The 19,034-nt window shown below is 59.8% G+C and carries 30 protein-coding genes; 17 read left to right on the plus strand and 13 right to left on the minus strand.

What is annotated here, in order from left to right:
* Positions 1 to 89: 89 nt before the first annotated feature.
* The 12 genes from FG13_RS07620 to FG13_RS07660 all read right to left on the minus strand — a co-directional run bounded on the left by FG13_RS07620 (position 90) and on the right by FG13_RS07660 (position 5,688).
* Positions 90 to 464 (minus strand): four helix bundle protein, encoded by a 375-nt coding sequence (locus FG13_RS07620; protein WP_035819820.1) that lies wholly within the window; start codon positions 462 to 464, stop codon positions 90 to 92.
* 18 nt (positions 465 to 482) lie between these two features.
* Positions 483 to 845: a DUF1566 domain-containing protein gene (locus tag FG13_RS07625; protein ID WP_035819822.1), complete on the minus strand. Its 363-nt coding sequence runs from the start codon at positions 843 to 845 to the stop codon at positions 483 to 485.
* Between the two features lie 36 nt (positions 846 to 881).
* Positions 882 to 1,496: a DUF1566 domain-containing protein gene (locus FG13_RS07630; protein ID WP_035827594.1), complete on the minus strand. Its 615-nt coding sequence runs from the start codon at positions 1,494 to 1,496 to the stop codon at positions 882 to 884.
* 19 nt (positions 1,497 to 1,515) lie between these two features.
* Positions 1,516 to 1,704: a hypothetical protein gene (locus FG13_RS07635; protein WP_035819824.1), complete on the minus strand. Its 189-nt coding sequence runs from the start codon at positions 1,702 to 1,704 to the stop codon at positions 1,516 to 1,518.
* Between the two features lie 121 nt (positions 1,705 to 1,825).
* Positions 1,826 to 1,963, minus strand: coding sequence for a hypothetical protein (locus FG13_RS30635; RefSeq protein WP_200880259.1), 138 nt, complete (start codon positions 1,961 to 1,963; stop codon positions 1,826 to 1,828).
* Positions 1,960 to 2,154, minus strand: coding sequence for a hypothetical protein (locus tag FG13_RS07640; protein WP_035819826.1), 195 nt, complete (start codon positions 2,152 to 2,154; stop codon positions 1,960 to 1,962). Before FG13_RS07640 ends, FG13_RS30635 begins: the two co-directional genes overlap by 4 nt.
* Positions 2,151 to 2,489: a hypothetical protein gene (locus FG13_RS07645; protein WP_035819828.1), complete on the minus strand. Its 339-nt coding sequence runs from the start codon at positions 2,487 to 2,489 to the stop codon at positions 2,151 to 2,153. The genes FG13_RS07640 and FG13_RS07645 overlap by 4 nt, the downstream gene beginning before the upstream one ends.
* A gap of 30 nt (positions 2,490 to 2,519) precedes the next feature.
* Positions 2,520 to 3,152 carry a DUF1566 domain-containing protein gene (locus FG13_RS30875; RefSeq protein ID WP_235211689.1) on the minus strand — a complete coding sequence of 211 codons (633 nt, stop codon included), beginning with the start codon at positions 3,150 to 3,152 and terminating at the stop codon, positions 2,520 to 2,522.
* A gap of 55 nt (positions 3,153 to 3,207) precedes the next feature.
* Positions 3,208 to 3,657 (minus strand): DUF1566 domain-containing protein, encoded by a 450-nt coding sequence (locus FG13_RS07655; protein WP_152598708.1) that lies wholly within the window; start codon positions 3,655 to 3,657, stop codon positions 3,208 to 3,210.
* Positions 3,658 to 4,284: 627 nt separating this feature from the next.
* The gene (locus tag FG13_RS29950) at positions 4,285 to 4,572 is read right to left on the minus strand and encodes a hypothetical protein (RefSeq protein WP_152598709.1); all 288 of its coding nucleotides are present in this window, start codon (positions 4,570 to 4,572) and stop codon (positions 4,285 to 4,287) included.
* Positions 4,573 to 4,641: 69 nt separating this feature from the next.
* The gene (locus FG13_RS29955; RefSeq protein ID WP_152598710.1) at positions 4,642 to 4,920 is read right to left on the minus strand and encodes a hypothetical protein; all 279 of its coding nucleotides are present in this window, start codon (positions 4,918 to 4,920) and stop codon (positions 4,642 to 4,644) included.
* A 45-nt stretch (positions 4,921 to 4,965) separates the two neighbouring features.
* Complete coding sequence (locus FG13_RS07660; RefSeq protein WP_035819830.1) at positions 4,966 to 5,688, minus strand: S24 family peptidase; 723 nt, start codon at positions 5,686 to 5,688, stop codon at positions 4,966 to 4,968.
* Positions 5,689 to 5,772: 84 nt separating this feature from the next.
* On the opposite strand from FG13_RS07660, the gene FG13_RS31180 reads away from it, so the two are divergent.
* Complete coding sequence (locus FG13_RS31180; protein WP_081922480.1) at positions 5,773 to 6,144, plus strand: transcriptional regulator; 372 nt, start codon at positions 5,773 to 5,775, stop codon at positions 6,142 to 6,144.
* The gene (locus tag FG13_RS07670; RefSeq protein ID WP_035819832.1) at positions 6,141 to 6,644 is read left to right on the plus strand and encodes a hypothetical protein; all 504 of its coding nucleotides are present in this window, start codon (positions 6,141 to 6,143) and stop codon (positions 6,642 to 6,644) included. Before FG13_RS31180 ends, FG13_RS07670 begins: the two co-directional genes overlap by 4 nt.
* On the opposite strand, the gene FG13_RS07675 is transcribed toward FG13_RS07670, so the two are convergent.
* Positions 6,641 to 6,898, minus strand: coding sequence for a hypothetical protein (locus tag FG13_RS07675; protein ID WP_035819834.1), 258 nt, complete (start codon positions 6,896 to 6,898; stop codon positions 6,641 to 6,643). The two genes, FG13_RS07670 and FG13_RS07675, sit on opposite strands and share 4 nt — an antisense overlap.
* 118 nt (positions 6,899 to 7,016) lie before the next feature.
* Between FG13_RS07675 and FG13_RS07680 the strand changes: the two genes are divergently transcribed.
* From FG13_RS07680 to FG13_RS07745, 15 genes are all read left to right on the plus strand, one after another.
* A complete protein-coding gene (locus tag FG13_RS07680; protein ID WP_035819836.1) occupies positions 7,017 to 7,292 on the plus strand; it encodes a hypothetical protein in 276 nt (91 codons plus the stop codon).
* An 80-nt stretch (positions 7,293 to 7,372) separates the two neighbouring features.
* Entirely contained in the window at positions 7,373 to 7,576 is a 204-nt protein-coding gene (locus FG13_RS29960; RefSeq protein WP_152598711.1) for a hypothetical protein, read from the plus strand.
* 407 nt (positions 7,577 to 7,983) lie between these two features.
* Positions 7,984 to 8,334, plus strand: a complete 351-nt coding sequence (locus FG13_RS07685) for a hypothetical protein (protein WP_035819838.1) — start codon at positions 7,984 to 7,986, stop codon at positions 8,332 to 8,334.
* Positions 8,334 to 9,086 (plus strand): hypothetical protein, encoded by a 753-nt coding sequence (locus tag FG13_RS30885; RefSeq protein ID WP_051958739.1) that lies wholly within the window; start codon positions 8,334 to 8,336, stop codon positions 9,084 to 9,086. The genes FG13_RS07685 and FG13_RS30885 overlap by 1 nt, the downstream gene beginning before the upstream one ends.
* Positions 9,083 to 9,844, plus strand: coding sequence for a replication protein P (locus FG13_RS07695; RefSeq protein WP_152598712.1), 762 nt, complete (start codon positions 9,083 to 9,085; stop codon positions 9,842 to 9,844). The genes FG13_RS30885 and FG13_RS07695 overlap by 4 nt, the downstream gene beginning before the upstream one ends.
* Before the next feature lie 78 nt (positions 9,845 to 9,922).
* A complete protein-coding gene (locus FG13_RS07700; RefSeq protein WP_051958744.1) occupies positions 9,923 to 10,990 on the plus strand; it encodes a tyrosine-type recombinase/integrase in 1,068 nt (355 codons plus the stop codon).
* 98 nt (positions 10,991 to 11,088) lie between these two features.
* Complete coding sequence (locus FG13_RS07705; protein WP_035819840.1) at positions 11,089 to 11,427, plus strand: hypothetical protein; 339 nt, start codon at positions 11,089 to 11,091, stop codon at positions 11,425 to 11,427.
* A 138-nt stretch (positions 11,428 to 11,565) separates the two neighbouring features.
* Complete coding sequence (locus tag FG13_RS07710) at positions 11,566 to 12,144, plus strand: hypothetical protein (protein WP_035819842.1); 579 nt, start codon at positions 11,566 to 11,568, stop codon at positions 12,142 to 12,144.
* On the plus strand, positions 12,137 to 13,597 hold the full coding sequence (locus FG13_RS07715; RefSeq protein ID WP_235211690.1) for a terminase large subunit domain-containing protein: 1,461 nt from the start codon (positions 12,137 to 12,139) through the stop codon (positions 13,595 to 13,597). The genes FG13_RS07710 and FG13_RS07715 overlap by 8 nt, the downstream gene beginning before the upstream one ends.
* An 11-nt stretch (positions 13,598 to 13,608) precedes the next feature.
* Positions 13,609 to 15,846, plus strand: a complete 2,238-nt coding sequence (locus FG13_RS07720) for a portal protein (protein WP_035819845.1) — start codon at positions 13,609 to 13,611, stop codon at positions 15,844 to 15,846.
* Complete coding sequence (locus FG13_RS07725) at positions 15,843 to 16,100, plus strand: hypothetical protein (protein WP_035819847.1); 258 nt, start codon at positions 15,843 to 15,845, stop codon at positions 16,098 to 16,100. The genes FG13_RS07720 and FG13_RS07725 overlap by 4 nt, the downstream gene beginning before the upstream one ends.
* Positions 16,101 to 16,147: 47 nt before the next feature.
* The gene (locus FG13_RS07730) at positions 16,148 to 16,930 is read left to right on the plus strand and encodes a hypothetical protein (protein WP_035819849.1); all 783 of its coding nucleotides are present in this window, start codon (positions 16,148 to 16,150) and stop codon (positions 16,928 to 16,930) included.
* Positions 16,931 to 16,963: 33 nt separating this feature from the next.
* Positions 16,964 to 17,953 (plus strand): N4-gp56 family major capsid protein, encoded by a 990-nt coding sequence (locus tag FG13_RS07735; RefSeq protein WP_035819851.1) that lies wholly within the window; start codon positions 16,964 to 16,966, stop codon positions 17,951 to 17,953.
* Between the two features lie 84 nt (positions 17,954 to 18,037).
* On the plus strand, positions 18,038 to 18,310 hold the full coding sequence (locus tag FG13_RS07740) for a hypothetical protein (RefSeq protein ID WP_035819853.1): 273 nt from the start codon (positions 18,038 to 18,040) through the stop codon (positions 18,308 to 18,310).
* Positions 18,310 to 18,966 (plus strand): hypothetical protein, encoded by a 657-nt coding sequence (locus FG13_RS07745; protein WP_035819855.1) that lies wholly within the window; start codon positions 18,310 to 18,312, stop codon positions 18,964 to 18,966. The genes FG13_RS07740 and FG13_RS07745 overlap by 1 nt, the downstream gene beginning before the upstream one ends.
* The last annotated feature ends 68 nt before the right edge of the window (positions 18,967 to 19,034 follow it).

Raw genomic sequence — 19,034 nt, forward strand, 5'->3', positions numbered from 1 at the left:
CTGCCTGGACACCGCCAAGTGGTTACTGTGATGCGCATAGCGGTGGCCTTGTGAGCCAGCGGCACGACCAGATTAAAAAATTCGCACAGTCAACCCGGCCTTGACCGGGAAGATGCAGGCGACGATGCGGTGTATTTCTTCCAGCCGCCGGCCTGCTTGCCGATCATGCTGGTCAGTGCGATGGCCCGCGCATACTGTGCGACGGAGATAAAGCGCAAGTCCTTGGAAAGCCGGAACAGCAGCTCGATCACCTGCGCGCGCTCGATCAGCTTGTCGAGGTACGGTGTTTTGTCGCCCGCGACGTTCGCGCGGAAGATCAGCACCGTCAAGCGCACGCACTCGTCGCGGATTTCCTTGCCGACCGATGCCTTGAAGTCGCGGGGCATATTTTTGGTCAGGTCGGTCGCCACGACCAGCAGGTCGTAGGCAACTTTGGAAATCGGCAGGTCGGTATGGTTGGCCATGTTGAAATGGTTAAATGGTTAAATTTCTAATCTGTGGACGGCGCGGGCGCGGCCCTCGTACGAGCGGTAGTTGGTGAGCTGGATGCCATCGTTGAAATGCTGAAGCCACGCGTAAGAGGGGCCGGCCTGCTCGCTGGACCAGTAATAGCGCGGCTCGAACTCGTGCTTCAGATTGGCGAACAGCAGCGCCTGCTCGGCGCGTGTAGGAAGGCTGTGGCCGAGCTTCTTGGCCCAGTCCATGGCTGCTTGCCAATTCACGCCAGTTGCGGCGCCTGGTTGCAGGAACAGGTGATAGTCGGCGGCGCCGTCCTTGCCGAGGATCAGTCCGGCATAGATCTCGCCTTTCTGCAGGTTCTCGGCCATAAATTGTTGTTTGCTCATGATGGGCTTTCGAAGTTGAAAGAAATTTATGAAGGATTAAATTGGTAATCTGCGGACGGCGCGGGCGCGGCCCTCGTACGAGCGGTAGTAGAGGCCCTGGTAGCCATAGTAGAAACTCTGACCCCACGCGATAGAGGGGCCGGCCTGCGTGCTGGACCAGTGCCAGACCGCATCCAGCGCCTGTGCGCCGCCTTCACGGAAGTCGGCTACGCCGGTCTGCGTCGGCCGCTCTTCCGTGTAGTGCCGCCCCATAGGCATGCTGCTCGGGTTTTCGCCGTCACGGAACGATGCGGAGTTTTTCCAAGTCGTCGGTTTGAGGTTGCGGTAGATCAGTTCCAACTCGTCGCGGGCTGGGATGTACCAGTCATCAAAGCCTTCGATGACGCTACCGCGCACGGCCTTGGCCAGCTCGCTGCCAGCGGCGGCCATGGCGTTCGTGTTGGCCAGACCATCGGCATAGTCCTCGGCGCCCGGCACGCTCTCATCTGATGCGATCCAGCGCCCCTTGAACTCACCGAACAGCTTTGGCGACACGACCAGGGCGAATGCTTTGCCATCGACTTTGATCAGGCCAGCGAAGAAGCCGCCGCCAAATGCGGCGCCAATGGCGCCCGGGGTATTTGCAAGTGCTGCTGGGGTGTTGATATCCATGGTTTCCTCGTGGTTAAAATCAGTCGTGATCATTGGCTTGCAGCTTCTTCACATCAATACGTCCGCGGCGCTGCATGTGCCGGCGGGCAAGGCATTTCAAAATCAGTTCGTAGTGACGCTGCTTCAGCATGTCGTCGAGCGACATAGTGGTTTGCAGCGCGTGGTGCGCAATCTCCAGCGCGGCGCGGTCCGGATCGGCGCGCGGCATATCAGAATCCAGTCTGGTAGACACGCACAGCCTTGACGGCGGCGCCAAACAGGCCAGCGCCAAGGCGCCGGAAGTGGCGATACATGTGCAACAGGGTGATCATCTTGCGCATGGCAATTCCTTACGCTGGTTTGACGGTGATGGAACAGACGCCGAATCGGTCCAGGGCGGCCATGTGCACGGCGCAGCTGTCGCTGCCGATGGCCGGATAGGTCAGAAAGCGGCCTGCGCTGCGCACGGTGACGGTGAAGGCCATCATTTGGTACTTCCTTTTGGGGGCATGCTCAGAATTGAAAACACCATTTCTGCACCAATGGCATCGTGCTGCTCCAACGCGCCCGACAAGGCAGCGATGAAAGCGTGCGCACGCGCATCCACATCACTTGCTTCCTTTGCGTGCGCATCAGCGGCGCAGTGCCGAATCATCAACAGCAAGTCCGGGGAACTCATGACGCACCTATATCTTCGAGCAACCGACGCATCAAACTGACCGTTTCCGACGACACCGTGCCAGACAACTCGTAGTCCAAGCTGGCGGCGCGCATTACCCCGGCCATTTCCGACGAGTACGCCATGCGAGCGGCGGCAGTACGCGTGGCGCCAAGCCCCTGAGGCACAACCGAAACCATTGCAATCCGTTCGCCACGGCCATTGGCCAGGCTGTAGGTGGCACCAACGAGGCAGAGCGCCTTACTTGGCATTGCGAGAGAAACGCGCCGCACGCGGTCCGGCGGAGAGCTTTGCGCATTTCCAGGCAACGCTGAGGCAATGTTTTCGAGAGTCATGGCGGATCTCATGCTGAAATGGATAAAGGATTAAATTGGTAATCTGCGGACGGCGCGGGCGCGGCCCTCGTACGAGCGGTGGTAGTAGCCCTGGTTGCCAAGGTCGAAATACTGATACCACGCGTTAGAGGGGCCGGCCTGCTCACCGGACCAGTACCACTCAGCCTTGAATTCATCTTTTAAGTTGATGAACAGCAAGCGCTGTTCGCGACGGCTTGGCAGCTCTCCACCAATCGACTTGGCCCAGGCGCATGCCGCGTCCCAGTTCACGCCCTCGGCTTGACCTGACATCAGCACGAGGTGCTCGTCAGGCGCACCGTCGACGCCGCGCATGATCCCAGCATAGATACCGCCAGCGTAGGCACTGCCGATGGCGCCAGGCCCTGCCACGGGTACCAAAGCGGCCGCCGAGCTGTAATGGAGGCGCGACATCCGCGCATCGGCCTGCCCCTTGTCCATGCCCCAGTGGGCCAGGAACATGGCGCGGATCTCGGCGATCAGCTCGCTATCGACCGGCCACAATTCGGCGTCGAGCAAGCCGCTGACGATAGTGTCAGCACGGGCGTTGCTGTTGGCATCGACTGAGCGATGGCAAAGGGAGCAGGTAGCGAGGGGGATGGCAGCGCCTGGGGTGGCGCAAGGCGTGGCGGCATTGCTGGTCATGAGTGGCTCCGTGATGGGATGTCGTGGTCGGGACGAAAAGGAAATTGATAAAGGATTAAATTGGCAATCTGCGGACGGCGCGGGCGCGGCCCTCGTACGAGCGGTCGTCGTCGTCCTGGGCGCCATTGCCGAAACCCTGAAGCCACGCGGTAGAGGGGCCGGCCTGCGCACCAGACCAGTACCAGTCCGACTTGAACTGTTCTTTCAGGTTGGAGAACAGCAGCGCCTGCTCGGCGCGCGTCGGCAGCGAACCGCCCACGGACTCGGCCCAGGCGCCGGCGGCCTCCCAGGACAAATCAACGCCCTCCCCGTCAACCAGCACCAGGTGCTGATCGGGACCACCATCAACGCCGCGGATGATGCCGGCATAGATGCCACTGGCAAAAGCGGCGCCGATGGCGGCAGGAATGAAGCCAGGCTGGAACGCTGGCGGGATGAAGGACTGGCTGCCGAAATCGGCCGCTGTGGTGCTGGTGGTGGAAGGTGTGGCGGCGGTGCTCGTCATCGTGGACTCCGTATTGTGGCGTTGTTTGTAGGGCGGCACATACGTATATGTGTATATGCAGCGGCCCAATACGGATAACTATAGCAATTTGCTTTTAGTCGCGCAATAGCAATTTGCATTTATTTGTTGTTTGTGTAAAACCCAGACTCTCAGCTGGAATCTTCGGACGAAAAAATACCCGCGCTGGGCGGGCTAACTGAAGGGGTGAGGTAGAAAACTAGCAAGAAATTATTGCGTGCCGTTTCGTCTAGTTAGAGGGAGTAGCGGTATATCTCATACTGCCTTCCTACACTTAAATGCCAGATCGATCGTATACATTCCGTCAGTCCAGCTTGGAGCTGTTGCGTGCTCTGTAACGATTTCGACTGACGCGCCGATTTTTGTGCATTCAGCATTCGCTTGGTCATATACGGATTTCTTGGCTGTAGTCGCGCCACCTGCGCCAGGCGATGCTGTAGCGACTACAGTAAACGTGTCAGGCCCAGACTTGAGAATGCCAGATGTCGATGTGCAGCCGGCGAGTACTGCTACTGCCAGGATAATTTTTATTTTCATTGCAACTCCATGATGCGGCATGATGATGTGCCGTTTTGCCCCCCCATACGGAAGTATGGGGGGGTGTTTGTATCAATTCCCTTGTGAGCCCACACAACGGAACATCACTTGAGACTGCTGTGGTGTCCATCCCTGCGTTCCTGAGTTTGTAGCATTCATCACTTCAAAGCGCTGGCCTTTGGCGGCGCAAAATTCGTTTCCACGCCGGATACTTATGGCTGTTACCTCGGCATCTGAGGTCATGCCGCCACGTACAGTGGCGCCGACTAGATAGGTGTCTTGCCCAGCTGGGACAACATCACTGACAGACTGACAGGCTGCCAGCAAGGCAATAATCGGAAGCGTGGCGATTAGTTTCATTTTGATCATCTATTTATTGGCATGTTGAGGTGCCGTTGCGTCTTTCTGCGTCGGCATGGGCGGGTATTTTTACTTACAAGCGAAACGAATCTCACCCTCGGGGTAGGCGCCAGGTCGCAGTCCAAAAGGACGCTCTTGCGTCGAGAGAATATCCAGTTGTTTGCGCTGGTTACTGCAATGATTGCCAGCTTCGCGTGTGGCATTTGCAACCAAGGTGCTTGGCGATACCCAGAACCCGGTACCTTGGTTAAGGATCATGTATGAATCTTGCCCGGTAGATATGACCCCGGTTTGCGCGGCACACCCCGAGATAAAAATCACCACGATTGCTATGAATAATTTAGTCATGACGCTTCCTGCCCTCTATGTTTAGCATCCAGCGCATCGCTATGCTTAAACGTCCGTTCCGCACCAAGCCTTGAGCACCTGACCGAACACTTCAAAATCCATACCAGGCTTAATGGTCCAGGTTTCATAGTCTTTGTTTTTCGAAATTACGCGAATTCCCTCTCCTGGGATGCGCTGCAAAATCTTTATAAACCCTTCCTCTCCGACGCGGAAAAAATAGGTTGCATCCGCCTCGACCGACTTAATGCCTCGATCAATGATAAGCGGATCGCCAGGGTTATAGAGCGGCTGCATTGAGTTACCAAAACCGGTGACGATGCATAAATTCCCAGCCCCGCTATGGCTCTTAATGTTCTTGCTAACCCATTCGGGCGTGACGTGCCAACCTTGGATAGCCCCAGGTTGGTCGCGCAATGTCACCCCGCCGCCCATACCACCTCCAATATCGGTGTACTGCGGGATTTCTATTACTTCCGATTTATTTTTTTCGACATTTGATTGCTGTGCTCTTTGCTCATCCTTACTTGCAAGCTGCTCGGTATGTGGTTGATCCATCCATCCAACTGGCTTTGAGCAACCAGCCTCCAGCTTTCGCGCTAGTGCATCCCCCACTCCGCGCGGTTTTCCAGCCGAAGATGCTACGCCATTCAGTATTTGGCTTAGGTACATGGGTGCCGTCGCAGCGAGCTGGGCGACAGCGTCGGCCGTCTTGAACTCTTTGATAAGAGTGCGAAGGTTTTCGATGCGAAGTTCTTTTGAGGTTGCCATGCATTCATTTAATAGCAAATCGCTTCTCCTTGGAATGTGCATTTTGCTATTGACCACGCAAAAGCAAATTGCTATAGTCGTCATATGAAATTACTCGAATACGTCAAAGCTCGCGGCGCGCAGCGTGACCTTGCTGCCAAACTGTCCATTACGCCGGTCCTCATCAGTCAATGGGCGAGCGAGTCCAGGCCGGTGCCGCCAGAGCGGTGTGTTGAAATCGAGCAAGTCACTGGAGGAATTGTCAGGCGGCAAGATCTGCGGCCTAACGACTGGCATAGAATCTGGCCCGAGTTGGTCGTCGAGCCCGCCCAGCGCCGCGCCACCGACCCGCTGCCCGCTCCCGGCCACGCCGGCCGCCAGCCCCCCTCCCCCACCAACATCCTGGACACCGTCCCGGCGCACAGCGTCGTGCTGCCCGCCATCCCGCCGTCGCTCGATCCAAAGGAAAAACCATGAACCACACCACCACCCATGCGCGCTGGCGCGTCCTCCCCGTCCACCTGGTCGCCAAGCTGTTCGGCGTGCTGATCAAGGTGGAGGGCATGCCCTTCGGTTCGAGCCGGACGCACCTGGCGAACCCGCCGCGCCCGGAAGATATCACTGGCAGCCAAGCCGGCTACCAGTTCGGCGCCTGCTCTTCCAACGCTCCTCCACCGGACCGTGACCGTGACGCTCTGGTGGTGATCCTGACGCAGGTGATCTGCCAGGCCAGTGAAGCCTTTGGGCGTACCAGCCCATCGAGCTCTGCCCAAGCTGCGGCTATCGCATTCCGCGCCGGCCTGGATGCCTTCACGGCCGTACCGAAGCCGGTGACCGGTGACGTCGCCGCCCCAGCATGCGCACCCTCGACACCGAAATCCATGGCTGAAAAAATCTCCACCCTAGGCCCGCATATGGACAAAGCAGTTGAGGCCGAGATGGAATCTCGCGAACGGCTGCGGAAGCTTCGCCTTTAATCGGCCTCGCCTATCCGAATGGGTTCTGCCAGTGCTGCCTTTAATTGATCCAGATTCTCGTTCGCCAAATGTGTGTGAATTCGTTCACTTGGCGGCGACAGTGCTAAAGATTGTTTTTCAACCTCTTCGAGCACGGCGCTGACAGCATCAGCCTGAAGCTTTGGTAAGGATAGGCAGATGGCATGCAGCACCTGGTGATAGGCCGCCAAACGCCCTTCGATTTCATACAGTTGTTCTCGTAGTTGTTTGTCCATGGGGTTTGCCCTTTTGTTTGATTGATGTGTGGAAACAGCAATTTATCACATTGGCAACTCCCGCCCATTTGCAGCACCGCACCACCCGTAGTCCAGATCCACTTTTAAAAGGAAAACTATGAAACGCATTACCCCGAAGGCCAGCCGCAGCAGCGTACTGAAAACCGTTCTGCACGCCGATGAGGCCAGCAGCATTCACCGCGAGTGCGCCCTGGCTGGCATCACCCGGAGCAGTAAGGCTCGCGCTTTGTTGATCAGCTGGGCAACACAGCAACGTAATAGTAGGCGTTATCGCCAGGCATCTGAAGGGCCCAGTTACGGGAACAACAGGGCCCTGTTGTTCCCTGGTACGCAAAGCTATGGTGTCAAGCCGCGCGCGCACTATCGGGTTTAACGGAATAGAGGCAGAGCCAATGTACGAAATCAGACCGATAGGCCGGCCAGTGGAGCCAGCCCAGAAAGAAGAGGCGCAGGATGAAGAAGAGAGGAGCGACGGCAGCGGATTACGCGCTGCACGCAGTGTGCGTGTGGCGCAAGAGCGACCGGGCCAACCTGGCGGCCAAGGCCCAGCCGGATGGGCCCACGAAAATTAAGGCTGGTTCGCGGTTGCATCGCGACACCAACAAGATGCGCGAGGCGGCGGACAAATACATGAACACGTCCGACCCGCCGCCGTAGCGGGAAACAGCCCCCGACAGCTACAGGATGGCAGCGTAGATAGGTATCAGGTCTGCGCTGCCTCAAAAGTGCCTCAGATGCAGCGCAACCAGGCGCACGAAACACGGGTAGTCGCCCACCGATCTGGGCGACACACGATTGCAATGGAAATTATGGATCCTGAATCCCCATGGTGGCTGTTGGTGCTTGTTGCCGTTATAGCCGTCCCGTTTCTCATGGCAGCCGTATGGGTAGAAAAGTACCTGGATTAAACCTGGGAGAAGCGCTTTACCAGCAGGCGCTGTAATCGCGAACGAAAAAAAGCCCGCGGACAAGGCGGGCTTCCTAAAACTCTTACTTAAAACGAACATGCCAAGAATAACATACTCCGCGTTTTCGATGAAGCCCCAGGCTGCGCAGGTGCGGCCATGACGGCGCGCTTAATGCCATATGTCGGCTCCCGTCCTTACCTGGTGCTGCAAGCGCTGCTGGCCGGCCCTGGCACCTTCTATCAGATCTGCGAGCGCGCCGGCCTGGACATCGAAGAGCCTGGCATGGAACCCTGCATGCGCAAGCACTTCGCCGGCTTGCTGCTGGCCCACATCGAGCTCAACAACATCACCTACACCATCAAGACATCGACACGCCAGGCATTGCAGGCCAAGCCAGCCGCCTGCGTCTGCAGCGTGGCCACTGCCCACCATCGCGGCCCGAGTGAGCCACAGCCAGTTACGGTTGTGCGCCGCCCCAGCCGATCCGATACCGGCGAGGTGGCGTGATGGCAGGCGAATGGCTCAAGTTGGAATGCTCCACGCCGGATAAGCCCGAGGTCTTCGCGATCACTGCGCGCATGGGCTGGGATGACCCGGATTTGACAGTCGGGAAACTGTTTCGCATCTGGCGCTGGTTCGACCAGCAAACGGTAAATGGTAACGCTGACGGCGTTACATGTGCGTTACTTGATCGTATCGCGGGGGCCACCGGGTTCGCTCAAGCGATGATCGACGTCACATGGCTGGTGGAAACCGGCGCCGGTTTGATGCTGCCAAACTTCGAAAAACACAATGGCGCAACCGCAAAAGGGCGCGCGCAAACAGCAAAACGCGTGGCAAATTTCCGTACTGACGCCCCGAGTAACGCTACATGTAACGCTGAGAACGTTACACCAGCGTTAGCTAGAGAAGAGAAGAAAAGAGAAGAGAAGAAGTTAACTACAAAAGCAAGGTCAAGAGCAGAGGCAACTGCACCCGCTTCGCGGTTGCCTGCCGACTGGGTACCAACGGATGCTGACGCTGCATTTTGCAAAACCGAGCGCCCTGACCTGTCGGCCGAGACGACCGCCCAGCGTTTCCGCGACTACTGGATCGCTCAACCCGGCGCCAAGGGCCGCAAGGCGGACTGGGCGGCCACTTGGCGCAACTGGGTGCGCAATGAGCGTGCTCTGCCTGGCCCTGGCGCCGGCCGCCCACCGAAGTTTGACCCTACCGCGCACGTCAACCGCAACCGGCCGCCACCAGGGCCATCAGCATGAGCGCGCTAACCGGCATGGCAGATGGCGCACTCGCAGAGCCAACCACGCGGCCATATTCGAAGTGGTTCGACCCGCACCCGCGGCTCGGCATTTCGATGATCGACCACCTGTACAACCGGCTTGATGGCGCCTATCCGCACTGGTGGAGCGCCAATTTTGCCAGCCAGCAGGCGATCGACAACTGGGCCGAGTCGTGGGTCGAGGCCTTCGAAGATGAGGGAATCACGCCCGAAGATGTGGCAGTTGGCCTCAAGGCATGCCGTGTCCGTTACCAAAAGCCGCCCTCCTGCGCCGAATTCATCCAGGCCTGCAAGCCATCCGCCGATCCAGTGCCGGCCTATCACGAAGCCGTCGAAGGTATCCAGGCGCGCCGCAAGGGTGAGGTCGGCGTATGGTCGCATCCGGCGATCTACTGGGCCGCCATGCTGCTGTCGCGCGACTTGATGACGCAATCGTACGGACAGGTAAAAGACCGCTGGGCCGCCGCCCTGAAAGCGCAGATGGCGCGAAGCGAGTGGGCTGCTATCCCGGCGCCGGCTGCCGCACTTCCCGCACCAGGCCTGGCCAATCTGTCGAAAGAGGACGCCGCGCGCATGTTGCGCGAGCTCGATGCTATGGGTGTGAACAAGGCCGCCAAGCCGCGTGACTTCGATCATTTGCGCTGGGCGCGCCGGATCATGCAGCGCGTGGATGCCGGAGACAAGACGCTTTATGCGGTGCAGATCGCGAATGCGAAGGAAGTACTCGGCCTGGCGTAACGCCATTGCCAACCCGTTTATCAGCCCAAAAGGAAGCCACAAGATGAAAATTCGCACTCAACAATTCCGGTGGCACCCATGACATTCGCCCTGTTCAAGGTCAAGAAAATCTGGCACTACCGCTTCCAGGTGGCCGGCAGCCGCGTTCAGCGCAGCACGCGCGAACGCGCCAAGGCCCGCGCCGAAGCGGTAGCCAGTCGCGCCTACGATGAAGAAGTGGTGCGCACGAACGGCGGCAAGCCGGTACCGACGCTGCGCGCGCTGTTCGCTGAGTGGCTGCTGGTGCGCGGCCCGGTGTCGAGCGCCGCCCACGTGCGCAGCGTCAGCACCTGCTACCGCCTGCACCTGTACGACCTGGGTGACTTGCTCGTCAGCGAGATCACTGCGCGCCATATCGAGCTGGCCCGCAACGAGCACCTGGCCACGCGCGAGCCGGCCACGGCGAACCACTGGCTGCGCGTGATGCGGCTGGTGACGAATTGGGCCGTGTCGCAGGGCATGCTGGTCCGCCGGCCATGGAATGTGGCCATGCTCAGCACGCAGAAACGCCCCCGCAAAATCCTGCCGCTCGACGTGGCCATGCAGTGGCTCGATGCCATCGACGGCGCCGGCCGCCGCTCCCCTGCCGTTTCCACCGCCATCCGCTTCATGTTCGGCCTGGGCCTGCGCGAAAGCGAGGCGGCCAGCGCGCGCTGGGAATGGATCGACTGGGAACGTCGCACCTACACGCCCGGCATCACCAAGGGCAAAGAAGCCGAGCCGGTGCCGATGCCCGCCTGGCTGGTCGACTACTTGCAGCCGCGGCGCCAGAGCGAAGGCCTGATCACGGCGCGCAAAGATGGCAGTCAGCAGCCGCCCGGCTTCGCCCGCAGGCCGATCGCCACTGCCAATGCCCACTGCAAGACCAAGGGCATCACGCCGCACCGCCTGCGCGGCAGCTTCGCCACCCTGCTGTCCGAATCAGGCGTGCCGATCCAGACCATCCGGAAGGTGATGCGGCATAAAAATGCACTCACCACCATGGCGTATCTGGAAAAGAACCTCGACACCGTGGTGCTGGCTCAAGAGCGGATGGCTTTGCGAATGAAATATGACGATGGGCGAGAAAGTGGCGAAGGCCGACCCGCAGACCCGCATGAATCCTGAATAGCACGATTATCGGTAGTCATCGGTACAAATCCAGCGCACCGCCTCCAAAAATGGCGGAAGGTGCAATTAAAAACAGACTGAAAATGGGAAATTTAATGCGCCAAGAACACTACGACAGCATCAAAGGCATGCTCGACCGCTGGGCGGAATGCATGAGCGTCGGCGGCGCCGTCGGCGAAGGGGCACGACGCGAGTGCGTGGGCGCGCCCGACGCCCGCATCCATTCCATCGAGGATATCGAGGTCGAAGTGGACAAGCTCATAGTGCGCGCGGTCGATTCTGCCGTGTGGGAACTCCCGGTTTTGCAGCGCACAGCCGTGCTTTCGCACTATGGACTGAACACGTTCAACGCCTGGCGCGCGGACTTTGAAGTGGTGTTCGATCTCGCCATTGAATCGTTGTTTTCGCTGCTAAAAAGCCGCATCGCCTGCTGAAAAGGGGTTGCAACCAAGAAAAAAGCCGCGTATATTTCGACCTGTCGGGGGTTCGTGCGCCCGGAAATAAAGCCTGCTACCAGAAATGGTCGCGGGCTTTTTGCATTCTGCGCGTGTTTTTTCATAGGAGAACTGGTTATGGGTCGCAAATCGTCGCTGACCGATGACCAGTGGATCGAGGTCGAGCGGCGCCACCTGGTCGACGGCGTCTCGATCAACGCGCTGGCCAAGGAACTCGGCATCAACGAATCGTCATTACGCCGAAGAATAAAGCCGAATAAAGCCGAACCGAAAAAAGCCGTGAAATCGTTGCAGGCTCTAGCTGAAATGAAGGTTGAGGTCGATGCGAAGGCAAAGCATTTTGCCGAACAGCTCGGCGCATTGCCGTTTGCCAAGCAGCAGATCGTTTCGGACCTGGCGCGAAAGCTGACGAACACCAGCGAGCACCTGGCGTCGGCTGCCGAAATCAGCGCCGCGTCATCGCACCGCCTGTCGCGCATGGCCAACCAGCAGCTCGAGCTCGTCGATGAAGTGGATCCGATGAAGACCAGGGCGCAGCTCGAATCGTTCGCCGCTCTACAGAAGCTGGCGAACATATCGGGCGAGATGCCCGGTCGCCTGGCGGCATTGAGCCGTGGCCAGCCGCCCGAAGCGCCGCAGTCGCAAGAAGATGTGGACCAGGAGCTGGCCCTGTTGCTGAGCAGTGGCGGTGGCTGACATCGATCTGTCTGGCATCAACATCGCCAGGCTGAGTCCCGATCAGCGCCGCCGCGCGCTGGAGTTGTTGAAGTTGAAGCGCCGCTATAGCAGCGAGAACAAGCTGGCGAACTACCAGGCCTATGCAAAGCAAGCCGAGTTTCACGCCGCTGGCAAAACGCACCGCGAGCGCCTGCTGATCGCAGGCAACCAGCTGGGCAAGACCTGGTCGGCTGGTTTTGAAAGCGCGATGCACTTGACCGGCCGCTACCCGAATGACTGGCCCGGGCGCGTGTTTGCCAAGCCGGTGGTCGGCTGGGCCGCCGGCGTTACCAGTGAGGCCACGCGCGATACCGTGCAGCGTGTCATGTGCGGCCGTATCAATGCCATCGGTACCGGATCGATCCCAAAGGATGCGATCAAGTCCAAGTCGCTCAAGCGCGGTGTGGCCGATGCCATCGATACCGTGGTGGTGCGTTTCGGCGGTGGTGGCGACGTGCAGGCCGGCGAGAGCCTGATCGGCTTCAAGTCGTATGACCAGGGCCGCGAGAAATTCCAGGGTGAGACGCTGGATTTCTTCTGGCCGGACGAAGAGCCGCCGGAAGATATTTACCTCGAAGGCCTGACGCGCACGAACGCGACCAATGGCATGCTGCTGATGACCTTCACCCCATTGCAAGGTATGTCGACGGTAGTCAAACGCTTCCTGCTGGATAAATCGCCAGGCACGCATGTGACAACGATGACCATTCACGACGCGGAGCATTACACGCCGGAGCAGCGCGAGGCGATCATCGCCAGCTACCCGGCGCATGAGCGTGACGCGCGCACCAAGGGTATTCCGACACTGGGATCGGGCCGCATTTTCCCGATTGACGAAGAGTCCTTGAAGGTCGAAGCCTTCCCGATCCCGGCGCACTGGGCGCAGCTGGGCGGCATGGACTTTGGCTGGGATCACCCGAGCGCAGGCGTCAAGGTCGCCTGGGATCGCGATACGGACACCTTCTACGTGACCGAGTGCCACCGCCAGAAAGAGCAGACGCCGCAGATGTTCGCGATGTCCCTGAAGGAGTGGCCGAAGTGGCTACCGATCGCCTGGCCGCACGACGGCTTGCAGCACGACAAAGGCAGCGGCGAGCAGTTGGCTGCGCAGTACAAGAAGACCGGCATGCAGATGATGCCAGAGCGCGCCACCTTCCCCGATGGCACCAATGGCGTCGAGGCGGGCTTGCAGGACATGCTGCAGCGCATGCAGCTCAAGAAGTTCAAGGTATTCAGCCACCTGACGGAATGGTTTGAGGAATTCCGCATGTATCACCGCAAGGACGGCAAGGTCGTCAAGCTGGCCGATGACCTGATGGCGGCCACGCGCTACGCCTGGATGATGCGCCGCTACGGCATCAGCAGGAAAGAGGCGGAATTCTCCGTCGAAATCGAGCAACAAATGCCGGATTCCAACGGTTTTTACTTTTAAGGCACCTACCCATGACCGAAGCAGTCCAATCCACCAGCGCCCTCGGCAACCTGCTGGAAGAGCGCCTGATGGAGTGGGAGCGCGCGCGCAAGCCGCAGGAACTCAAGCTGCTGGAGTGCTACCAGGACGTGATGCGCATCCCGCGCGCCGACGACACCAGCGGCACGGGCGCAGCGCGCGCCAAGAAGGCCGCAGGCCTGTTCATCGGCTCGACACGCAACAAGGTGCGCGCCAGCCGTGCCAAGATCAACGACGCGTTGTTCGGCAACGGCGAGCTGCCCTTCGACACGAACCCGACCAACGAGACGCTGGCCAAATTCGCCGACGTCGTTGAGGACATCGTCACCGAGCAGCTGGAGCGCATGAAGTTCCGCCAGATGATCAAGACCGGCGTGAACACGTTGGCCACCTACGGTACCGGCTTCGTGTACGGGCCATTCGTGCGCAAGGAAACGCTGACCGAGACCGTGGCCGACAATTCCAGCGGCTACACGCAGATCAAAGAAGAGAAGTACGAGTACGACTTCCCATACTTTGAACTGGGCAGCACGCTGGACGCCTATCCTGATCCGGAGGCGCGCAATATCTGCGATGGCCTTGGCATTTTCTGGGTGACAATGGAAAGCCCGCACACTGTCGCCTCTTGGCGTGCCGACAAGTCGTACCGGAATATCGCCCAGGCACTGCAAGGCGCGAGCAACAACGGCAGCGAGACGGGTTCCGAGATCGCTGGCCAGATGCGTGGCAATGTGGAGTTCTGGAACAAGAATGGCCGCATCAAGGTGGCGCGCTTCTTCGGCAAGGTGCCGCGCAGCTCGATGCGTGCCATCGACCCGAACGCCAGCGATATCGACACTGGCGAGATGGTCAACGTGATCGTCATCATGGCCGGTGGCGTGGTGGTCAAGGTCAGCGAAAGCCCGTACGGCGACAAGACGCCCGCGCTGTCGTGCTGCTACGAGGAAGTAGATCATGAGATTTGGGGTGTGGGCGTAGCGGACAATAACGCCGCCCATCAGAAAACCGTGAACGCCGCTTTCCGTCTGTTCATGGAAGGCAAAGGCATGGCCCTGCTGGGCACCAAAAGCGTCGACCGCAGCAAGTTCCTGCCTACCGAGGACTTCAAGAAATATCCCGGCAAGGTGTTTCAGATGAAGGCAGGCCTGTCCGCCGAAGAGCGCGCCAACGCCATCATCGACCACAAGGAAGAGGACATCACCGGCGGATGGCTCGACGTAATCCGCATGTCCGAACAGTTTAGCGACGATGACACCGGCATCACCAAGTACACCCAGGGCGACGACTCGCGCAACCTGAACAAGACGGCGGCCGGCATCAGCATGATCATGTCCGCCTCCTCGTTGCCGATCAAGGAAGTGATCCAGAACATTGATGCCAATTGGATCGAGCCTATCGTCGAGAGCATCATCAACTGGAACCTGAAGTATCTGGAGGTGGAAACCGTCCAGAAAATCCACGGTGATGAGGCCGCGCAGGCGTGGGCCGAGATCAAACGCTTCGGAAAGACGTCGTTCATGGACTGGCAGGCAACCGGAACGTCCAGCTTCATGCAAAAGGAAATCCTGATCAACAAGCTGCGCGCTTTCGCCGACTGGGCCATGGGCAACCCGGCCACAGCCGCGCTGATCGATGCCCGCGAGCTGCTCGAGCAAACGTGGCACTGCATGGAAATCGGAAAGGAAAGCCCGATCCTGAAGGAAGAGGACGGCGACAAGGTGCCGCCGCAGGTCAAGCAAAAAATGGAGCAGGCCGAGCAGCACGTGCAGATGCTGGAGGCGTCGCTCAAGGAGATTGGCGAGAAATACAACGATCTGAGCGACAGCAAGGAAGTCGACAACCAAAAACTGCTGCTGGACCGCTACCGCGCAGAGACCGACCGCCTGAAGTTGATCTACCCGACCATGCCAGCGCAAATTGCACAGGTACTGGCGCAAGAATTCGGCATCGAGTTGGTCATCGAACAGCATCAGGCAACGGCTGCGCAGATGGAAGTGCCACAGGTTCCTGGTGCGCCGGCCGTACAGGAAGACGACCAAGGTGCGGGCGGCATGCCCCCGGGCGAACCACTGGTTCAGGCTGAGCCCGAGACCCAACCTGGAGCGCTCGAGGCAGCGCCCCTGCCCGATGACAATGCGCCGGGCGAATACCAGGGCGCGCCACCGACGATCATGCCAGACCCAAATGAACCGCCAACTGGCGGTTTTTTTACGCCTGAGGGCGCCCAATGACGGCCGAAGTGACGCTGGAGGCCCGGCTGGGCTATCTGAACGGCACTCTGGCCGCGATGGGGGATTGCTGGCCGCGCGTGGCGCAGGAAATCCAGCAGCGTATCGATGACAAGACCGCGCAGTTGATCGGAGAAAACAACGAACAGACACGCGGCGCCATCAAGGCGCTGCGCGACCTACTGGAATTACCGGCCGCGCTGCAGCATGAGCGTGACCACATCAGCGCCGCACTATCCGATCCGGACGCGGCTTAACAACGGACTATCCGCCCATCAGGCAGACCCAGCAACGAGGAATACCAATGACCGATCTCACAGCCCAGCAGCAATACCAGAGGGACTACGATGCAGCAGCAGCCCAACTTGACGCGGCGGCCGCCGGCACGACCGGCACCACTACCGAAGTCACAACCACGCCTGCAGTTGTCGAAACGCCCCAAACGCCAGCAGCGGCTGTCCCGGCCCCGGCCGGTACCGAGCAGCCTGCCGTCGAAAGCCTGGAAGAGCTGCGCACCCGGCTGGCAAAGACCGAAAAGGCGCTGAAGGATACGCAAGCCTGGGGCACCAGGAACAGCCAGCGCCTGGCCGAGATCGAGCGCGAACGCCAGCAGGCGCAGCGCGAAGCCAGCCGCCCGGCCATTCTGGAAGAAAACCCGGAACTGGCCGAGGCCATCAAGTATGTGACGAGCGACCCGGCGCCGGCGCAACAGGCGCAACGCCAGCAGCAAGACTGGCAATCGATCGTGGCGGCGGCCCACCCGGGAATCTTCGACACCACCATCGATCCAGAGCTGGAAGCGGCCCTGGTGGCCAAGCGTGACGCCATGGGCGAAGCCTGGAGCGACCCGCTGGCGGTCATTCGTGAGATCACAGCAGAAAAAGTAGCGTTCGCCGAGCGGCAGGTTGGCAAGCGGTTTGCCATCGAATCGGCCAAGCAGGCGGAAAAGTCGGCGATGAGCGTTCCAGGGGCAAGTAGCGGTGCAACACGCACCACGGCCAGCCCTGACTTGGAAGCCGTTCAGCGCATTCAAAACATGAGCGACGCGGATTTTGCCAAAGAGGTAAGGCGCGTCAAAGGCTATTAATCGATAGCCACAAACCAATAGGAGCTTCACGATATGGCAACCACCACCATCACCCAGGTGCCACCAGGCGTCCAGGCGTTTTACGACCGCAACCTGCTGGCACGCGCGCAGCCTGCCGAAGTGCATGGCCGCTTCGGACAAAAGCGCCCGATTGCAACCCGCAACGGCAATCAGATCAAGTTCCGCCGCTATTCGCAGCTGGCCGTGGCCTCGACGCCGTTGACCGAAGGCGTCACCCCTGCCGGTTCCAGTCTGGCCGTGACCGACCTGCTGGCCACGCTTGCGCAGTACGGCGACTTCATCACCCTGTCCGACCTGGTCTCGATGACCAACCAGGATGCGGTTGTGACCGAAGCCACCGATGTGCTGGGCGACCAGGCGGGCACCACCATCGACCAGGCACGCCGTGACGTCATGGTGGCCGGCACCAACGTCGCCTACGCCAATGGCGTGGCATCGCGCGCCACCGTCGCGGTGAAGATCTCGGCGGGCGACCTGGACAAGGCGATTCGCTTTCTGAAGGTGCAAAACGCCAAGTTCATCAAGGAAGGCGTCATGCCGACCGACAAAGTGGGCACGGGCTCGGTGCGCAAGGCCTTCATCGCTCTGGTGCACCCTGACGTGGAATTCGACCTGGAGCAAATCGCCGGTTACCGCTCCGTTTCCGACTACGGCAGCCAGGAAGGCGTGCTGGAAGATGAAATCGGCGCCTACAAGAATATCCGCTTCATCTCGTCGACCAACTGCAAGATTTTTGCGGGCGGCGGCGCGGCTGGCACGGCGCTGTACAAAAACAACGGCACCAATTTCGACGTGTACGTCACGTTGATCCTGGCAGACAACTCCTATGGCGTCTGCCCGCTGTCCGGTAACGCCATGTCGACCTACGTCAAGGCGCTGGGCTCGGCCGGCACCGCCGACCCACTGGAGCAGCGCTCCACCGTGGGCTGGAAAGCCACCACCACGACCAAGATCCTGAACGATAGCTGGATGATCCGCCTGGAATCGGCCGCGTCGCTGTAATACCCGGCTGCAGCGCTGCTGCAGTGTTTCCCACCCCAGAATGCCCGCCGTTAAACCGGCGGGCATTTTTTATGGAGCAATGCAATGTCCACCCTCGAAAAAGAAAAAGCCGCCCCAGCGCCGAAAATGTTCAAAGTCACCATCCACAGTGGCGAGGATGCCACCGACAAGGGCGACGTGCCATTGGTGCACAACTTCAAGCAGATCCTGATCCAGCGCGATAAGGAAGTTACCATTTCGGAAGCCTTCCTGGAATGCCTGAAGCACGCCGTGGTCGAAACGACGATCAAGGCCGAAGATGGCACCGAGCGCCCCGTGCGCATCCCACGCTTCGCCTACAGCGCCATGCCCGCCTAATGTCCACCACCTGGACCTTGACGGCGCAGGATGCCATCACCGACGCCTTGCAGATCGTCGGTGTGATCGGCGCCGGCCAGACGGCAGCGCCCGATGACTACACCGTGTGCATGAACGCGCTGCAAAACATCATCAAGGAACTCCCGATTCACGGCCTGTCGTGGCCAAAGATCACGGCCGCTCCAGTGGTGCTGGCCTGGTCGGCTGGCACCCCGGCGCAAGTGGCCATGCCAGTCGACTATTTCGGCGTGCCGGTCGTGTCCTACACTGCCGACAACGCCAACATCGATCTGCAGGTGATCCCAAAAGTGGATTACGACGCGATTCAGCAACCCGACTACGTCGCCGCCAGGCCGAAAAAGATCTACATCGCGGCCAATGGCGTGGGTTATCTGTGGCCAGTACCGGCCGCCAATCCGGGACTGTCGATGACCTACCAGGCTATCGGCATCGACGCGGCGCTTGGCGCCATGCCCGACGTCGCTCAAACGTGGCTGGGCCTGCTCGGCCTGTGGATCGCGAACGACGTGTCGATCAAGTTCGGCGTGAATCTCGGCGACCGGCAGGATATCGAGCGGCGTTTCCTTGCGCGCCGCGGCCTGGCCCTGGCCTACGCCACCGAAAGCGCGCCGATCAGCTTTGGAGTGTGCGGCTGATGGCCCGCATCCTGCTCACCTCCGCGTCCTACACGGCGCGATCGCTGCTAGCCAACGCCCAGCGCTGC

The organism is Janthinobacterium sp. RA13 (assembly GCF_000745325.1).
In the GTDB taxonomy this organism is placed as follows: domain Bacteria; phylum Pseudomonadota; class Gammaproteobacteria; order Burkholderiales; family Burkholderiaceae_D; genus Janthinobacterium; species Janthinobacterium rivuli.

Coding starts and splice junctions, on each gene's coding strand:
- FG13_RS07745 (WP_035819855.1), top strand. CDS start 18,310: ATGTCCACCACCTGGACCTTGACGGCGCAGGATGCCATCACCGACGCC.
- FG13_RS30875 (WP_235211689.1), bottom strand. CDS start 3,152: ATGACCAGCAATGCCGCCACGCCTTGCGCCACCCCAGGCGCTGCCATC.
- FG13_RS07620 (WP_035819820.1), bottom strand. CDS start 464: ATGGCCAACCATACCGACCTGCCGATTTCCAAAGTTGCCTACGACCTG.
- FG13_RS07675 (WP_035819834.1), bottom strand. CDS start 6,898: ATGGACAAACAACTACGAGAACAACTGTATGAAATCGAAGGGCGTTTG.
- FG13_RS07710 (WP_035819842.1), top strand. CDS start 11,566: ATGGGTCGCAAATCGTCGCTGACCGATGACCAGTGGATCGAGGTCGAG.
- FG13_RS07680 (WP_035819836.1), top strand. CDS start 7,017: ATGAAACGCATTACCCCGAAGGCCAGCCGCAGCAGCGTACTGAAAACC.
- FG13_RS07695 (WP_152598712.1), top strand. CDS start 9,083: ATGAGCGCGCTAACCGGCATGGCAGATGGCGCACTCGCAGAGCCAACC.
- FG13_RS07740 (WP_035819853.1), top strand. CDS start 18,038: ATGTCCACCCTCGAAAAAGAAAAAGCCGCCCCAGCGCCGAAAATGTTC.
- FG13_RS07700 (WP_051958744.1), top strand. CDS start 9,923: ATGACATTCGCCCTGTTCAAGGTCAAGAAAATCTGGCACTACCGCTTC.
- FG13_RS29950 (WP_152598709.1), bottom strand. CDS start 4,572: ATGAAACTAATCGCCACGCTTCCGATTATTGCCTTGCTGGCAGCCTGT.
- FG13_RS07625 (WP_035819822.1), bottom strand. CDS start 845: ATGAGCAAACAACAATTTATGGCCGAGAACCTGCAGAAAGGCGAGATC.
- FG13_RS07730 (WP_035819849.1), top strand. CDS start 16,148: ATGACCGATCTCACAGCCCAGCAGCAATACCAGAGGGACTACGATGCA.
- FG13_RS07705 (WP_035819840.1), top strand. CDS start 11,089: ATGCGCCAAGAACACTACGACAGCATCAAAGGCATGCTCGACCGCTGG.
- FG13_RS07630 (WP_035827594.1), bottom strand. CDS start 1,496: ATGGATATCAACACCCCAGCAGCACTTGCAAATACCCCGGGCGCCATT.
- FG13_RS07660 (WP_035819830.1), bottom strand. CDS start 5,688: ATGGCAACCTCAAAAGAACTTCGCATCGAAAACCTTCGCACTCTTATC.
- FG13_RS30635 (WP_200880259.1), bottom strand. CDS start 1,963: ATGATGGCCTTCACCGTCACCGTGCGCAGCGCAGGCCGCTTTCTGACC.
- FG13_RS07725 (WP_035819847.1), top strand. CDS start 15,843: ATGACGGCCGAAGTGACGCTGGAGGCCCGGCTGGGCTATCTGAACGGC.
- FG13_RS30885 (WP_051958739.1), top strand. CDS start 8,334: ATGGCAGGCGAATGGCTCAAGTTGGAATGCTCCACGCCGGATAAGCCC.
- FG13_RS07720 (WP_035819845.1), top strand. CDS start 13,609: ATGACCGAAGCAGTCCAATCCACCAGCGCCCTCGGCAACCTGCTGGAA.
- FG13_RS07670 (WP_035819832.1), top strand. CDS start 6,141: ATGAACCACACCACCACCCATGCGCGCTGGCGCGTCCTCCCCGTCCAC.
- FG13_RS07685 (WP_035819838.1), top strand. CDS start 7,984: ATGACGGCGCGCTTAATGCCATATGTCGGCTCCCGTCCTTACCTGGTG.
- FG13_RS31180 (WP_081922480.1), top strand. CDS start 5,773: ATGAAATTACTCGAATACGTCAAAGCTCGCGGCGCGCAGCGTGACCTT.
- FG13_RS07640 (WP_035819826.1), bottom strand. CDS start 2,154: ATGAGTTCCCCGGACTTGCTGTTGATGATTCGGCACTGCGCCGCTGAT.
- FG13_RS29960 (WP_152598711.1), top strand. CDS start 7,373: ATGAAGAAGAGAGGAGCGACGGCAGCGGATTACGCGCTGCACGCAGTG.
- FG13_RS07645 (WP_035819828.1), bottom strand. CDS start 2,489: ATGACTCTCGAAAACATTGCCTCAGCGTTGCCTGGAAATGCGCAAAGC.
- FG13_RS07635 (WP_035819824.1), bottom strand. CDS start 1,704: ATGCCGCGCGCCGATCCGGACCGCGCCGCGCTGGAGATTGCGCACCAC.
- FG13_RS07735 (WP_035819851.1), top strand. CDS start 16,964: ATGGCAACCACCACCATCACCCAGGTGCCACCAGGCGTCCAGGCGTTT.
- FG13_RS29955 (WP_152598710.1), bottom strand. CDS start 4,920: ATGACTAAATTATTCATAGCAATCGTGGTGATTTTTATCTCGGGGTGT.
- FG13_RS07655 (WP_152598708.1), bottom strand. CDS start 3,657: ATGACGAGCACCGCCGCCACACCTTCCACCACCAGCACCACAGCGGCC.